The following is a 15512-nucleotide window of genomic DNA, read 5'->3' as shown; positions in this document are numbered from 1 at the left end:
CCCGAACAGGACCGTGAAACGACTCTACGCCGATGATAGTGCGGATTCCCGTGTGAAAGTAGGTAATCGTCAGGCTCCCTAAGCCGAGAACCCCCGCCCGAAAGGCGGGGGTTTTTGCATTTGAGCGACGGAAATGCGCAGGGGATCAGGATGGGCGGCCTGGCTGGAGCTGGGGCGACGCATGCGCCGATCTAGGCACCTGCGGTTCTCGAGCAATCCGCGACACCATCGCCACGCAAATCTTTAGATGCGTTTCGCTGCGTTCCACATCAATCTGGCTGGGGCGAAGCGTCGAATGTGTCGACTTGGGCCCCCATTGTTCTCGAGCGATCTACGGTTCTACGCCACCGAAATCTCCCGGTGCGCTCTCCTTTGCTCCACATCAATCGGCACACCGCTGAGTGTTCATCTAACGTCGATTCTTTCATAGATAGTTCCATGATGGACGGCGATGAGCGACGTTTGCTGAAAATGGTCGGAAATTGATGCACCTGGGCGAGAGCCCTCCGAGCCATCCACTGGTCCTTCGACACGTTGTGCCAACGTGATCATCGGCGCACGCAACGCACTCAGCGCCAAATCGTCATAAAAATCTATGCGCATAAAGTCCATTCGCGCGACATGCCCGGCAGAGCGGGGGGCAAGCCCTTCGGGGTAATATCGCCATTCGTCCCGACTCCCGGCGCTTCCAGGCAACCGCGGGTGGTCGGTGTCCTCCGTATTCCGTCTCCCGCATCGTTCATGACTGACAGCTCTGCCCAAGGTGGTCGGACGACCGACTTCTTGCCGTATCTCGTCGCCGCAACGTTCTTCATGGAGTACCTCGACACGACCGTGATCGCGACCGCGCTACCGCAAATGGCGCGCTCGTTCGGCGTCGGGCCGAACGCGCTGAGCCTCGGGATGACGGCCTACATGCTGGCGCTGGCGGTGTTCATCCCGATCAGCGGCTGGATCGCGGATCGCTATGGCTCGCGCACGGTGTTCGCCAGTGCGATCGTCGTCTTTACCGGTGCGTCAGTGCTGTGCGGGTTGTCCGAGGGCGTGGTGACGTTCACCGCTGCGCGCCTGCTGCAAGGTGTCGGCGGGGCGATGATGGTGCCGGTCGGGCGCATGATCGTCGTGCGCAGCACCGAGAAAGCGAAGCTGATGCGTGCGATCGCGACGATCACGTGGCCAGGCATCGTCGCACCTGTCGTCGGACCGCCGATCGGCGGCTTCATCACGACCTATGCGTCATGGCGATGGATCTTCCTGCTGAACGTCCCGTTCGGCATCGCCGCGCTGGTCTGCACCTGGTTGATCGTCCGGAACACGCGGGCCGACGAGCAACGGCCGCTCGACTGGGGCGGCTTCGTGCTCGCTGGAGGCGCATTGACCTGCCTGCTGATCGGCACCGAAGCGGCCGGCCAGCAGGACGTCCACTTTACGCGCGCGGCCGTCCTGGTGGGTGCGAGCGTGCTGTTCGGCATTGCCGCATGGTGGCATGCGCGACGGTGCGCGCATCCGTTGCTCGACTTCACGACATTGAATGTGCCGACGTTCTCGGTGACGGTGATCACCGGGTCGATCACACGGATGGCCATCAATGCCGTGCCGTACCTGCTGCCGCTGCTGTTCCAGATCGGTTTCGGGCTGTCGCCGTTCCAGTCCGGCCTGCTGCTGCTCGCGAGTGCGCTCGGCAATCTCGGGATGAAGGCGGGAACGTCGTGGATTCTCGACCGCTACGGCTTCCGGCGCGTCGCACTCGTCGACGTGACGATAGTCGGCCTCTTCACGATCGCATGTGGCTGGCTGACTGCATCGACGCCACTGGCGATCACGCTGTTGGTCGTATTCGTCTACGGACTGACGCGCTCGATGCAGTTCACGACGCTCGCGACGCTGGCCTATGCGGATATCCCGGCTCAGCAGACAAGTGCAGCCAGCACGTTGTGGAGCGCCGCGCAGCAGATGACGATCGGGATGGGCATCGCGTTCGGTGCGTTGTCGCTGCGACTCGCGGCATTGGTGCGGGGAGATGCAGCGGGCATGCACTACGTGCTTGACGACTTTCGCTGGGCATTCGTGGCAGCTGGGGTGCTCGCGTTGCTGACGTTGCCGGGCTATGCACGGCTCGCCTCAGATGCGGGCGACCGGCTGCGGGCGAATGTGGCGCGTGGGTAGGCCGGGTTTCTCATCGACTTAGTGCCGCGACAGGTGAGTGATTCTGCTTTCTGTTGCTCACTTGACGTGTCGATCCGACGCGCCGCGCCGGTCTGACGGGAATCGAAAGCGATCATCTGCCAGGTTGGACGGGGGAGCTGGTCGCGCACTGAGCCCCGTTCGCGAAGAACCCTGCTCGATCGCGCGCGATTGGCACGTCGGATGCGCAGTGTTTCTCACGAAAATCCCCTGCATGGCGGATGGCGCGACAGCGTTGTGCTCGTTCCGATAGCCGTCACTGTGCGTCATGGAAGATGATGCCGACCGTGTGGCGATGGCCGCTCCGAATCCGGCTGACGCCGTGTCGCAGGTTGACGCGATAGACGCCGCGCGTTCCCTGCACGGGCCTGCCATGCACGGCGAAGATGACGGCGTCGCCTTGCGTCAGCGGCACCACTTCCGCGCGCGACTGCATGCGTGGTCGCTGTTCCGTCAGCACGAATTCGCCGCCGGTGAAATCGCGGCCCGGCGCCGACAGCAGAATCGCGACCTGAAGCGGAAAGACGTGTTCGCCATACAGGTCCTGATGGAGACAGTTGTAGTCGTCGGCGCCGTATTGCAGGATCAGCGGCGTCGGTCGCGTCTGTCCCGCTGCGTGGCAGCGATCGAGGAAGGTCGCATGGTCTGCCGGATAACGGACGTCGACCCCGAGTGCCTTGTTCCAGCGATTCGCGATTGGTGCGAGATGCGGGTAGATCGTCGCACGCAGCCCGGCGATGATCGCAGGGAGCGGGTACGCGAAATACTTGTATTCGCCGCGACCGAACCCGTGCCGTGCCATCACGACGCGCGAGCGATAGAGCGCATCGCGCGGATAGAGGGATGCGAGCGCCGCGCACTCACTTTCCGAGATCAGGCCCGGCACGCGCACGCATCCGTAGCGGTCGAGATCGGCATCGACATTCGTCCAGTCGATCGCGTCGACGCGTTGCGCGATTTCCAGCGATTCGACGGCAGGTTGCAGGTCGGCAATGTTCACGGGTGTACCTCGGTTCGTCAGCAATGTGGCGCCATGCAGTCGTGCGGAATGCTTCGGCCGCGTCGTCCGCACGGGGGTGCCCACGGTAAATGTTGATGCACCCAGTCTACGGATGTCCATGCGCCGGCGCGCTCCAGATCTTGCGCTTTAATTCGGGAGAGAAAGAGGGTGAACGCTCACGACGGCATGGACGCACCGGATGCCTCGTCGAGTCGCATTGGAGAAGCGGAGAAGCGGAGAAGCGGAGAAGCGGAGAAGCGGAGAAGCGAGGAAGCGAGGAAGCGAGGAAGCGAGGAAGCGAGGAAGCGAGGAAGCGAGGAAGCGAGGAAGCGAGGAAGCGAGGAAGCGAGGAAGCGAGGAAGCGAGGAAGCGAGGAAGCGAGGAAGCGAGGGTCGAATCTTCTGCAGCGGGCAGCCGGCTGTTGCCGGCCCCCCGCCGAATCACCGTTTACGCCACCGTCCGGAACAGCCAATAGAGCCCGCCGGCAAGCACGATCGACGCCGGCAGCGTCAGCACCCACGCCAGCACCAGGCTGCGCACCGTGCCCCATTGCAAGCCCGATCCGTTCGCCGCCATCGTGCCTGCGACGCCGGACGACAGCACGTGCGTCGTCGACACGGGCAATCCGTACACGTCGGCCGCACCGATCGTGAGCATCGCGACGAGTTCGGCCGACGCGCCCTGTCCGTACGTCAGATGCTGCTTGCCGATTTTCTCGCCAACGGTCACGACGATCCGCTTCCAGCCCACCATCGTGCCGAGGCCCAGTGCGATCGCGACTGCAACCTTCACCCACGTCGGAATGAACTTGGTCGCGTGGTCGAGCTGCTTGCGATAGTTGTCGATCGCGAGCTTGTCGTCGGCGGCGAACGCGGGCTGACCGGACTTCTCGATCAGGCGGATTGCTTCGGACACCAGATACATCGTGTTGCGCACGTTGTCGACGTCACGTTGCGGCACGGCCGCCATCGAGCCCGATGCACCGACTGCGATCGCGAGCGACGTGGACAACTGCTGCACGGCGGGGATCACGGCCGGCGTCAGTTCGCGATGCTGGACGTAAAGCTCGACATCGGCGCGCGGGTTCGCGGACGGTGCGACGCCGTTCGTGTACTTCCCGAACGTCGCGGCTGCCTGGTTCGCGACCGCGACGAAGGTTTGCGTCTCGGCCGGTGTGACGGCCTTGTTCAGCGCGTAGGCGGCCGGCACCGTGCCGATCAGGATCAGCATGATGAGGCCCATCCCTTTCTGTCCGTCGTTCGAGCCGTGCGCGAACGACACGCCCGTGCAGGTCAGGATCAGCAGGCAGCGAATCCAGAACGGCGGCGGCTGATCCTTCGGCGGCTCCTTGTACAGCTCCGGAATCTTCACGAGGGTTTTCAGCACGAGCAGCAGCAGCGCCGCGCACAGGAAGCCGACGATCGGCGAGAACAGCAGCGACTTGCCGACGCCGAGCGCCTGGCCCCAGTCGACGCCGCTCGTGCCGGACGGCCCGTGCATCAGCTGATTCATCAGCCCGACGCCGATGATCGACCCGATCAGCGTATGCGAGCTCGACGACGGCAACCCGAAGTACCAGGTCGCGAGGTTCCACACGATCGCGGCGATCAGCAGCGCGAACACCATCGAGAAGCCTGCACCGTTGCCGACCTGCAGGATCAACTCGACCGGCAGCAGTTGCAGGATGCCGAACGCGACAGCGCCGCTCGAGATCATCACGCCGAGGAAGTTCCACAGGCCCGACCAGATCACGGCGACGTTCGGCGTCAGCGAGTGCGTATAGATCACGGTGGCCACCGCGTTCGCGGTGTCGTGGAAACCATTGACGAATTCGAAGCCGAGCGCGATCAGCAGCGCGGCGCCGAGCATCAGGTATGGGAACAGCGATCCTTCGCGCATCGGCGACAGATCGTCGATCAGGTGCGTCGCGATATAGATCGCACCGATTGCGAGCACCAGCAGGAAGACGGCATAGCCGAGCTGCTTGGTGCGCTCGACGGAACCCGAATTGTTCGGGGTAGACGAAGCAGGTTGATTCATGACGGTATCTCGTAAGGGAACCGCGACCGATCCTAGCTTCGGCTAGCAGTCAGTTTGATGACAGCAGGGACAACGAACGGAGTGTCTTACAGCGACGTAAGGTGAACGTCGCCATGCGATTGCGATACGACGCGAGGCGTCGGCTTGTGAAGTGGTCGATATCGCGAACGCAACACGGCAGGAGGCTAGGTGGCAGTGTCGCGCCGATCGTCGTCGGCGATCAACCTCCATCCGTGCGGCGACGCAGCGAATGTCGTGCACGACAGCGGTGCGACGTCGATGCGGGTTGCCGCGTCGGGGTCCATCCGCAGCGCGTGCGCGATGGCCGCGCGAACGATCGGCGCATGCGTGACGGCGACGATGTCGCGGCCGTGTTGCAGCGCGTTCAACCACGTGCCGACGCGGCGCATCGCTGCATCGAACGATTCGCCGCCGTGCGGCGACGCGGACGGATCGCCGATCCACACGCTCAATTCGTCAGGCATGTCGCGCGCGAGGTCGTGCAGCCGCTTGCCGCGCCAGTTTCGGTAATCGATGTCGCGCAGTGCGTCATCGACGTCGGCGTGCAGCCCGAGCGCATCGACGGTCTGCACCGCGCAGCGGGCAGGACTGCACAGCACGAGCGCGCCGGCCACGCCTGCCCACTGGTTGCGCAGTGCCGCGGCTTCGGCGAGCCCGTGCGCGTCGAGCGGATCGTCGTCCGGAAACGTGCCGGTGCGCATCGCCCGGGTCGAGGCATGTGCGATCAGGCGCAGCGAGGCATGCATGTTCATGTCGTTTTTCGGATGATCCCGGACGGACGAGTTCGTCCACCTGTCGCTGCTTCAATACGCGAACGTTCGCGCGTACAATTCGCCCGATACGAAACGCGGAAGCCGGTTCAATTCCGGCGCGGTCGCGCCACTGTAACCGGTGATCCATGATCCCGGAAGCCAGACCTGCCTTCGTACCCATCCAACATTTGTCGGGGCGCGATTCCCCTGAGGTGCATCCATGAGCGAAGCAGTGCTGAAGCCGGCGGTCGTGCCGGCGCCCATTCCCGTCCGTGAATTGTTGCCGTGGGCCGTGTTCGTCGGCCTGATCCTGTTGCTCGCGATTTACTTCGTCGGCGCGGAACAGGGGGCGACGTCGCTCGTGCCGGGCATGTACGTCCACGAGTTCGTCCACGACGGCCGCCATCTGCTCGGCTTCCCCTGCCACTGACGCGGAGTTCATGATGGTCGGAAAGCTGCTCATGCGCGGGATGCTCGCAGGCATCGCCGCAGGCCTCCTCACGTTCGGTTTCGCGAAAGTCGTCGGCGAACCGCAAGTCGATCAGGCAATCTCTTTTGAAGAAAAACTCGACGCCGCCAAGGGCGACGTGCCGGAACCCGAGCTGGTCAGCCGCCACACGCAGGCCGGCCTCGGTCTGCTGACGGGCGTCGTGACTTACGGCGCGGCATTCGGCGGGCTGTTCTCGCTGGTCTTTGCGTATGCGTATGGCCGAGGCAGCCGCCTCCCGGCACGGCCGCTGGCCGCGTGGCTCGCGCTGGCGGCGTTCGTCGCGCTCGTGATCGTGCCGAACATCAAGTACCCGGCCAATCCGCCGTCGGTCGGCGATCCGGACACGATCGGCTATCGCACGGGCCTGTTCTTCCTGATGATTGCGATTTCGATCGCGACGATGGTGTTCTCGGTCAACGTGCGCCGTCACCTGCTGGCGAAGCTTGGCCAATGGAACGCGTCGATCGTCGCGGGGCTGGTGTTCATCGTGATCATCGCGGCCGTGCAGCTCGGGCTGCCGTCGATCAACGAAGTGCCGGCTGCGTTCCCGGCCGCCGTGCTGTGGAAGTTCCGCGTCGCGGCGATCGGCATGCAGGTGATCATGTGGACGACGATCGGCCTGCTGTTCGGCGCATGGGTCGAGCGCACCGAACGCGTCGGCATGCGCGCCGCCTGACGCGTATTGCAACGGGGCGCGCCTAGCGCAGCATGCGCGGCGCGCTCCACGTCGATTCGCGCGCCAGCGCGACGAACGCGGCCAGATAGTCGATCGACGCATCCGCTTCGCGGATGCCGAGGAAGATCTGCTTCGCAATTCCCTTCTTGCCCAGCTTGACCGGCACGACCGGCATCCGGTCCGCGTATTCGTCGGCAAGCCATCTCGGCAGCGCGGCCACGCCGCGCCCGCTCGCCACCATCTGCAGCATGATGTCGGTCGTCTCGATCGACTTGTGTCGCTTCGGCACGATGCCGGCCGGCGTCAGGAACTGGTTGTAGATGTCGAGCCGGTCGGTTTCGACCGGGTAGGTGATCAGGATCTCGTCGGTCAGCTGCTCGGGCGTCACGTAGTCGGCGTTCGCGAACCGGTGTGAATCGGCGACCACCAGCACCTGCTCGTAGTCGAACACAGGGTCGAAGCGCAGGCCCGGCTTGTTCAGCGGATCGGGCGTCACGAGCACGTCGATGTCATAGCCGAACAGCGCGCCGATGCCGCCGAACTGGAAGCGCTGCTTCACGTCCACGTCGACGTCGGGCCAGCGCGACAGGTAGGGCGACACGACCTTCAGCAGCCACTGGTAGCACGGGTGGCACTCCATCCCGATGCGCAGCGTGCCGCGCTCGCCCTTCGCGTACTGCTTCATCCGCTCCTCGGCGAGCTCGAACTGCGGCAGCAGCCGGTTCGCCAGCTTCAGCAGATACTGCCCGCCCTGCGTGAGCCTCAGGCCGCGACCCTCGCGATCCCAGATCGGCGTGCCGAGCTGCTGCTCGATTTTCCGGACGGTATGGCTGAGCGCCGATTGCGTGAGGTGCAGCGTATTGGCGGCCGCGGTCAGCGAGCCCTGACGCTCGACCTCACGAATGACGACGAGATGGAATCGTTCCAGCATGGGTTTCGCTCGCGCAATAGATGCATGAATAACTTTAATGGATGAATGAAATAATGCCATTTTATTTCATGATTTGAAATCCCTATGATGATTGCCGGACATTCAATTTCTCTTCTGGACGGAAGCTCATGGTCACGACACACAACCTCGGTTTTCCGCGCATCGGCGCCAAGCGCGAACTCAAGTTCGGTCTCGAACGCTACTGGAAGGATGAATCGTCGCGCGACGCGCTGAAGGCGCTTGGCGCCGAGCTGCGCCGGCGTCACTGGAACGACCAGCGCGATCTGGACCTAGCCCCGATCGGCGACTTCGCGTTCTACGATCAGGTACTCGACATGAGCTTCACGCTCGGCAACCTGCCGAAGCGCGTGCAGGGCTTCCACGGCGACGTGCTCGACAACTATTTCCGCGTCGCGCGCGGCCGTTCGGCACAGGCGGCGGAAGCGCATGCCGCGTGCTGCGGTGGTGTGTCGGCCGGTGAAATGACGAAGTGGTTCGATACGAACTATCACTACATCGTGCCGGAATTCCACGCGGACACGAACTTCTCGCTCGATCCGTCGCGCCTGCTCCAGCAACTGGCGGAAGCGCAGGCGCAGGGCGTGGCCGCGAAGCCGGTGATCCTCGGTCCCGTCACGTACCTGTGGCTCGGCAAGGCGAAGGACGATTCCGACCGTCTCGCGCTGCTGCCGAAGCTGCTGCCGGTGTACGGTGCGCTGCTCGATACGCTGACCGCGCAGGGCGTCGAATGGGTGCAGATCGACGAACCGATTCTCGTCACCGAACTCGACGCCGAATGGCAGCAAGCCTTCAAGACCGCGTACGCTGCGCTCGAAACGCGCCGGATCAAGGTGCTGCTCGCGACGTACTTCGGCCAGTTGCAGGGCAACCTGGCGCTCGCGCGCTCGCTGCCGGTCGACGGCCTGCATGTCGATGCGATCAATGCACGCGACGAGGTCGACGCGCTGGCGCGTGAACTGCCGGCCGGGCACGTGCTGTCGGTGGGCGCGATCAACGGCCGCAACATCTGGAAGACGGATTTGAACGCCACGCTCGACTGGCTCGAGCCGCTCGCGAAGCAACTGGGCGATCGCCTGTGGCTCGCACCGTCGTGCTCGCTGCTGCACGTGCCGGTCGATCTCGCGAGCGAGCAGAAGCTCGATGCGGAAATCCGCTCGTGGCTCGCGTTCGCGCTGCAGAAACTCGACGAGCTGAAGGTGCTTGCGACCGCACTGAACCAGGGTCGCGACAAGGTGGCCGATGCGCTGGCCGCGAACGCCGCCGCGATCCATTCGCGTCGCCACTCGCCGCGCGTGAACAACCCGGCGGTGAAGGCTGCAATCGCCCGGATCGACGCGCAGCTCGGCAACCGCGCGAGCCCCTATACGCAGCGCGCGCCGAAGCAGTCGGCACGCCTGAATCTGCCGGCGTTCCCGACGACGACGATCGGCTCGTTCCCGCAGACCGGCGAAATCCGCCAGGCCCGCAGCCAGTTCAAGGCCGGCGCGCTGGACGAAGCCGGCTACCGCAAGGCGATGCAGGCCGAGATCGAACGCAGCGTCCGCGAACAGGAGTCGCTCGAACTCGACGTGCTCGTGCATGGCGAAGCCGAGCGCAACGACATGGTCGAATACTTCGGCGAGCAACTCGACGGCTACGCGTTCAGCCAGTTCGGCTGGGTGCAGTCGTACGGTTCGCGCTGCGTGAAGCCGCCGATCCTGTTCGGCGACATCAGCCGCCCGAAGGCGATGACGGTCGAGTGGATCACGTATGCGCAGTCGCTGACGAACAAGCCGATGAAGGGCATGCTGACGGGCCCCGTGACGATCCTGAACTGGTCGTTCGTGCGTGACGACCAGCCGCGCTCGGTGTCGTGCTACCAGCTCGCGCTGGCGATCCGCGAGGAAGTGCTCGACCTCGAGAAGGCTGGCGTGCGCGTGATCCAGATCGACGAGGCCGCGCTGCGCGAAGGGCTGCCGCTGCGCCGCGCGCAATGGGGCGAGTACCTGAAGTGGGCGGTCGAATCGTTCCGCATCACCGCGAACGGCGTGCAGGACGATACGCAGATCCATACGCACATGTGCTATTCGGAGTTCAACGACATCATCGCGTCGATCGCCGACATGGATGCGGACGTGATCACGATCGAGACGTCGCGCTCGGACATGGAGCTGCTCGACGCGTTCGACAACTTCAAGTATCCGAACGAAATCGGGCCGGGCGTGTACGACATTCACTCGCCGAACATCCCGACGCAGGAGCACATCGTCGGCCTGATGAAGAAGGCGGCTGAGCGGATTCCGGCGGAACGCCTGTGGGTGAACCCGGACTGCGGCCTGAAGACGCGCCAGTGGGCGGAAGTGATTCCGGCGCTGACGAACATGGTCGCCGCCGCGAAGACGCTGCGCAACCAGGTGCAATGACGCGCGAACGTTGCGTGTCCGCCGTCGAGATCAATGATCCGGCGGCGGATGTCGTACCGATCGGGGCCGTCCCGGGCACGCCCCGGGACGCGTCGTTTCCACTGTTACATCAGGAGCGGGAGGCGTACCAAGTGAGTCATGCAGCGAACGATGCAATCGGGCGGCTGATGCAGGCGCTCGAAGACGATAGCGACGATTGCTGGGCGATGTACGAAGAGATCGGTCGCGCGGTCGTGACCCGGCTGCTGCGTCGTGACCGCGACGCATTGCGTGCGATCGCCGGTGCGTGGATCGCAAGCGACGACGCACAGGCTGCGCTGGTCGACACCGACCGCGGCTCCCCGGATTTCGATACGGCGAAAAGACACGCCGAGCATGCGGACAGCGCGATGCGAGATGTCCTTCGGAATACCCTCTTCGGCGCGGAGTGAACATGACGACCCCGGCGAACGTACACCGCTTCCTGGCGGCCAGCGCAAGGGATTGCTGCGTTCGTGCCGCACGCCATGCTCGGGCGAAGAAGTGATGGACGTGCTGTTCGCATCGGGCATCGACTACACGCTCTTGTTCTACGAACCCGCATATTAGTCTGCACTGCGAGGCATCGACGATGACGGTGTGCGCGCGGTGGCTGGAACATGGAAAGAAAAAAGGGCGACCCGGGTCGCCCTTTTTTCGTGCGAGACGCGGGCAGGCAAAGCCGCCTGCCCGGTGCGCGTGTGCGTTACGCGGGGCGTGCTGCGCGCGGCAACGTATCGACCGTCTTGCGGGGCGCGCCCGCATCGTCGATGCTCACGCGGCGCGAGATCAGCCACACGCACAGCGACGACACGATCGCGGCGCTCGTGTACTGGAGCGCGAGCGGCCACCATTGCGGCGCGGTGTTCTGCGCGATGATGGTCGCGACGAGCGGCGTGAGGCCGCCGGCGAGGGCGCCGCACACCTGGTACGCGATCGAGATCGCCGTGTAGCGGATGCGTGCGACGAAGATGCCGCTGACGAAGCCCGCGACCACCGAGTAGTAGCCCGATTCCGCGAGCGTCGCGAGGCCGACGCCGACCGTGATCGACAGCGGCGTGCCCATGTGCACGAGCGGCAGCATGACGAACGGGACGATCGCGGCCCATGCGCCGGTGATCAGCAGCACGCGCGTGGTGCCGAAGCGCTGCGCGAGGAACGCGGCCGCGAGCTGCACGACGAACTGCAGCACGGCGACGATCGTCATGCAATGCAGCACCATCGACCGATCGAGCGACAGGAACTGCGTCGCGTAGCTGATCATGAAGATGTTGCTGAAATACACACCGGCGATGCCGTACACGTTCGCACCGATCGCGAGCAGCAGCAGCGGCCAGTACTTGAGCGCTTCGCGCAGCGGCTTTTGCGCGATGTTGCCGCTCTTCTTGACTTCCTCGAACTCGGGCGACTCGGACACGCTCGCGCGGATCACGAAGCCGACGATCAGCAGTACGGAACTCGCGAGGAACGGCACGCGCCAGCCCCAGCTCATCATGTCTTCCTTCGACAGCGTGCTGATCGCGCCGAACGCGAGCATCGACAGGATCAGGCCGCTTGCGCTGCCGAGCTGCGCGAACGACGCGAAGAACGTGCGCTTGCCTTCCGGCGCATGCTCGCCGGCGAGCAGCACCGCGCCGCCCCATTCGCCGCCGACCGCGATGCCTTGCAGCACGCGCATCAGCACGAGCAGGATCGGTGCGATCACGCCTGCTTGCGCATGGGTCGGCAGCAGGCCGATCGCGACCGTCGACACGGCCATCAGCATCAGCGTCGCGAGCAGCGAACGCTTGCGGCCGAAGCGGTCGCCGAGGTAGCCGAACATCACGCCGCCGAGCGGCCGCGCGAAGAAGCCGACCGCGAACGAGCCGAACGAGGCGAGCAGGCTGATGAAGCGGTTTTCGCCGGGAAAGAACAGCGGCCCGAACACGATGGCGGCGGCGGTCGCGTAGCTATAGAAGTCGTACCACTCGATCGTGGTGCCGACGAACGACGCGAGCGCCGCCCGCTTGGGTTGCTTGACGGAAGTCCCCATCTTTATGTGTGCTCCTCTGAATTCTCTGATTTGGAATAGGTGGCGGCGCGGGGATCAGTCGCGGTAGGCGACGCCCGGCAGCACGCACAGCAGCTCGTACGCGAGGTTTGCGCCGAGCAGCGCCGTGGTGCCGAACGGGTCGTACGGCGGCGCGACTTCGACGAGATCGCAGCCGACGATGTTCAGCCCCTTCGCACCGCGGATGATCTCGAGCGCCTGCGGCACCGTGAGGCCCGCGATTTCCGGCGTGCCCGTGCCCGGCGCGTAGGCCGGATCGATGCCGTCGATGTCGAAGCTGATGTAGACGGGCGTGTCGCCGACGCGCGCGCGCACTTCTTCCATCAGCGGCGCGAGCGACTTGTTCCAGCATTCTTCCGCCTGGACGACGCGGAAGCCCTGCTCGCGGCACCAGTCGAAATCCTCGGCCGCGTAGCCGGTGCCGCGCAGGCCGATCTGCGTGACCTTGTCGCCGTGCAGCAGGCCTTCCTCGACCGCGCGGCGGAACGGCGTGCCGTGCGCGATCTTTTCGCCCATCATCGTGTCGTTCACGTCGGCGTGTGCATCGACGTGGATCAATGCAACCTTGCCGTGCTTGCGGTGGATCGCGCGCAGGATCGGCAGCGCGATCGTGTGGTCGCCGCCGAGCGTGATCGGCTTGCAGTCGTGCTCGAGGATCGCGTCGTATGCGGCTTCGATGCGTGCGATGGAATCGTGCAGGTTGTACGGATTGATCGCGACGTCGCCGATGTCGGCGATCTGCAGCGAATCGAACGGGGCGGCGCGCGTCGCCATGTTGTACGGGCGCAGCAGCACGGATTCGGTGCGGATCTGGCGCGGGCCGAAGCGCGCGCCGGTGCGGTTGGAGGTGCCGAGATCGAACGGCACGCCGACGAAACAGGCGTCGAGGCCTTCGGCGCTCGCCACGTGCGGCAGGCGCATCATCGTCGCGATGCCGCCGCAGCGCGGCATTTCATTGCCGCCGAGCGGCTGGAAATGGGTGTGGTCGTTCATGGCTGTCTCTTCCGATGTGGGGTTGCCGTATCATGCGACGCGGCTTGGCGCACAGTTTTACGCGCTCCGCCGGGAAAGAAGAATGCGAAGATATCGACGTAAACATCGATTTTCATCGATGTATGGAAGGGGATAAGCGTGCTGGGGAATCTGTCGACCCTCGATCTGCGGTTGATCCGCGTGTTTCTCGCGGTCACGGACGCGGGCGGCGTATCGGCCGCGCAGGCCGTGCTGAACGTCGGGCAGTCGACGATCAGCGCGCAGCTTTCGTCGCTCGAGACGCGGCTCGGCTACCGGCTCTGCGAGCGCGGCCGCAGCGGTTTCCGGCTCACGCCGAAGGGCGAGCGCTTTCACGCGATGAGCCGCAAGCTGCTCGCGGCGCTGGACGAATTCGGGATGGCCGCGCGGCACATGGACCGCCAGCTGGTCGGCACGCTGCACATCGGCCTGATCGGCCATACGCCGGTGAGCCAGAACGCGCGGATCGCCGAGGCGATCGCCGCGTTCCGCACCCGCGACGAGGCCGTGCGTTTCTCGATCTCCGTGCGCGCGCCGGGCGATCTCGAGGAGAAGCTGCTGAGCGACGAGATCCAGATCGCGGTCGGCTACTTCTGGCACCGGGTGCCGACGCTGCACTACACGCCGCTGTTCATCGAGCGCCAGGTCGCGTACTGCGGCCGTGGTCATCCGCTGTTCGACGGCGCCGGCGCGCTGACGCCGGCCGATGTCGCGGGCTTCGAATGGGCGTGGCGCTCGTATCCGCTGCCCGAGGCGCAGATGTCGACGACGCCCGACCGCGTGACGGCGACCGCGGACAACATGGAGGCCGTCGCGCTGCTGATCCTGTCCGGCCACCACCTCGGCTATCTGCCGCAGCACTTCGCGGCGCCGTACGTCGCGCAGGGGCTGCTCACGCCGCTCAATCCGGAGCAACTGCGTTACGACGTGACGTTCCACATGGTCGTCGCGCGCAACGGGCGCGGCAATCCGCTCGTGGAAGCGTTTCTCGAAGATCTCGAACGCGCGCACCAGCCGCCCGACATCGCTTAGGCCGCCGGGCTCAATTATGTGAACGAGAGTTGCGGCGGCGCGGCCTGCCCGGCGATGTCCACATCGATCGGCGTCGAAGTGACGGATCGGGGGGCGGGTTCGGCTTGCGCGGGCCGTCCGCCCGCCGGCATCACGGCACCGGCAACCCCGCGTCATGCTTGACCTCGCGCAGCGACAGCGCGGATTCGATCGACGTCACGCCCGGCAGCATCCGCAGCGATTCGCGCAGGAACGTGCCGTAGTCGTCGAGATCACGCGCCACGACCTGCAGCAGATAGTCGGCGGTGCCCGCCACGTTGTGGCACGCCAGGATCCGCTCGATGCCGAGCACTTCCCGCTCGAAGCGGTCAGCGGTCTTGCGGTCGTGCGTCGCGAACCGCACGAGCACGAATGCGACGACACCGAACCCGAGCGCCTGGCGCGACAGCTGCGCGCGATAGCGCTCGATGTAGCCGTCGTTTTCAAGGCGCTTCAGGCGCCGCGCGCAAGGGGTCTCTGAGAGGCCCACGGTGTCGGCGAGACGCGCGATCGGCAGGCGGCCGTCGCGCTGCACCGCGGCAAGGATGGCGCGGTCGGTTTTGTCGAGTTCGGTCATGTTGGCGGAATCCTTTTCTGGATTTCATGATTGTGGCGGATTCCCCCAAGGATCGCCAATCCTGAACCAAAGATGGCCAATAATCCCTCGTCCCCTGGCGGCAACATATCGTCGTAAGAGGACAGGGGCAGACCATGATTTCCACGCATTTGCTGTTGATTTATCTCGCCGCGCTGGCGGCCATCTACGCGGTGCCGGGGCCGGACATGGCGCTGGTGCTGCAGACCAGCATCGGCCGCGGCGTGCGGCCGGGGATGGCGGCGGCGGCCGGCAGATCGGATGAGCACAC

Annotated in this window: 13 protein-coding genes, 2 pseudogenes and 1 riboswitch; of the genes and pseudogenes, 8 read left to right on the top strand and 7 right to left on the bottom strand. The window is 65.0% G+C overall.

Annotation, left to right across the window (positions count from 1 at the left end; translation table 11 throughout):
* Window positions 1-741: 741 nt before the first annotated feature.
* Window positions 742-2166, top strand: a complete 1425-nt coding sequence (locus tag G3N99_RS20560) for an MFS transporter (RefSeq protein ID WP_206123321.1) — start codon at window positions 742-744, stop codon at window positions 2164-2166.
* 274 nt (window positions 2167-2440) lie between these two features.
* Here G3N99_RS20560 and G3N99_RS20555 read toward each other — a convergent pair whose 3' ends face one another.
* The 3 genes from G3N99_RS20555 to G3N99_RS20545 all read right to left on the bottom strand — a co-directional run bounded on the left by G3N99_RS20555 (window position 2441) and on the right by G3N99_RS20545 (window position 5997).
* Complete coding sequence (locus tag G3N99_RS20555; RefSeq protein WP_174942318.1) at window positions 2441-3184, bottom strand: 2OG-Fe(II) oxygenase; 744 nt, start codon at window positions 3182-3184, stop codon at window positions 2441-2443.
* Between the two features lie 447 nt (window positions 3185-3631).
* On the bottom strand, window positions 3632-5224 hold the full coding sequence (locus tag G3N99_RS20550; protein WP_206123320.1) for an inorganic phosphate transporter: 1593 nt from the start codon (window positions 5222-5224) through the stop codon (window positions 3632-3634).
* A gap of 185 nt (window positions 5225-5409) precedes the next feature.
* Window positions 5410-5997 (bottom strand): histidine phosphatase family protein, encoded by a 588-nt coding sequence (locus G3N99_RS20545; RefSeq protein WP_206123319.1) that lies wholly within the window; start codon window positions 5995-5997, stop codon window positions 5410-5412.
* A gap of 45 nt (window positions 5998-6042) precedes the next feature.
* Window positions 6043-6185, top strand: a riboswitch (cobalamin riboswitch).
* 32 nt (window positions 6186-6217) lie between these two features.
* Between G3N99_RS20545 and G3N99_RS20540 the strand changes: the two genes are divergently transcribed.
* The gene (locus G3N99_RS20540; protein WP_011353973.1) at window positions 6218-6427 is read left to right on the top strand and encodes a CbtB-domain containing protein; all 210 of its coding nucleotides are present in this window, start codon (window positions 6218-6220) and stop codon (window positions 6425-6427) included.
* Between the two features lie 13 nt (window positions 6428-6440).
* Window positions 6441-7163, top strand: coding sequence for a CbtA family protein (locus G3N99_RS20535; RefSeq protein WP_206123322.1), 723 nt, complete (start codon window positions 6441-6443; stop codon window positions 7161-7163).
* A gap of 22 nt (window positions 7164-7185) precedes the next feature.
* On the opposite strand, the gene G3N99_RS20530 is transcribed toward G3N99_RS20535, so the two are convergent.
* A complete protein-coding gene (locus G3N99_RS20530; RefSeq protein ID WP_041493167.1) occupies window positions 7186-8094 on the bottom strand; it encodes a LysR family transcriptional regulator in 909 nt (302 codons plus the stop codon).
* Between the two features lie 128 nt (window positions 8095-8222).
* Between G3N99_RS20530 and metE the strand changes: the two genes are divergently transcribed.
* The 3 genes and pseudogenes from metE to G3N99_RS41960 all read left to right on the top strand — a co-directional run.
* Window positions 8223-10517: a 5-methyltetrahydropteroyltriglutamate--homocysteine S-methyltransferase gene (gene metE, locus G3N99_RS20525; protein ID WP_206123318.1), complete on the top strand. Its 2295-nt coding sequence runs from the start codon at window positions 8223-8225 to the stop codon at window positions 10515-10517.
* Window positions 10514-10948, top strand: coding sequence for a hypothetical protein (locus G3N99_RS20520; RefSeq protein WP_206123317.1), 435 nt, complete (start codon window positions 10514-10516; stop codon window positions 10946-10948). The genes metE and G3N99_RS20520 overlap by 4 nt, the downstream gene beginning before the upstream one ends.
* A pseudogene (locus G3N99_RS41960) lies at window positions 10914-11096 on the top strand (hypothetical protein); the annotation flags it as partial. The gene G3N99_RS20520 and the pseudogene G3N99_RS41960, both read left to right, overlap by 35 nt.
* Before the next feature lie 145 nt (window positions 11097-11241).
* On the opposite strand, the gene G3N99_RS20515 reads toward G3N99_RS41960, so the two are convergent.
* Both G3N99_RS20515 and speB read right to left on the bottom strand, forming a co-directional pair.
* A complete protein-coding gene (locus tag G3N99_RS20515) occupies window positions 11242-12567 on the bottom strand; it encodes an MFS transporter (protein WP_174942309.1) in 1326 nt (441 codons plus the stop codon).
* A gap of 54 nt (window positions 12568-12621) precedes the next feature.
* Window positions 12622-13578: an agmatinase gene (gene speB, locus G3N99_RS20510; protein ID WP_011353980.1), complete on the bottom strand. Its 957-nt coding sequence runs from the start codon at window positions 13576-13578 to the stop codon at window positions 12622-12624.
* 138 nt (window positions 13579-13716) lie between these two features.
* Here speB and G3N99_RS20505 point away from each other — a divergent pair, with 138 nt between their 5' ends.
* Entirely contained in the window at window positions 13717-14628 is a 912-nt protein-coding gene (locus G3N99_RS20505) for a LysR family transcriptional regulator (RefSeq protein ID WP_041493453.1), read from the top strand.
* A gap of 130 nt (window positions 14629-14758) precedes the next feature.
* On the opposite strand, the gene G3N99_RS20500 is transcribed toward G3N99_RS20505, so the two are convergent.
* Complete coding sequence (locus G3N99_RS20500; RefSeq protein WP_011353982.1) at window positions 14759-15223, bottom strand: Lrp/AsnC family transcriptional regulator; 465 nt, start codon at window positions 15221-15223, stop codon at window positions 14759-14761.
* Between the two features lie 134 nt (window positions 15224-15357).
* Here G3N99_RS20500 and G3N99_RS20495 point away from each other — a divergent pair.
* Window positions 15358-15512: pseudogene (locus tag G3N99_RS20495) on the top strand (LysE family translocator); the annotation flags it as partial.

The sequence above is a fragment of the Burkholderia sp. Ac-20392 genome (genome assembly GCF_017104585.1).
In the GTDB taxonomy this organism is placed as follows: Bacteria; Pseudomonadota; Gammaproteobacteria; order Burkholderiales; family Burkholderiaceae; genus Burkholderia; species Burkholderia lata.
This window is presented reverse-complemented; position numbering and strand designations above follow the sequence as displayed.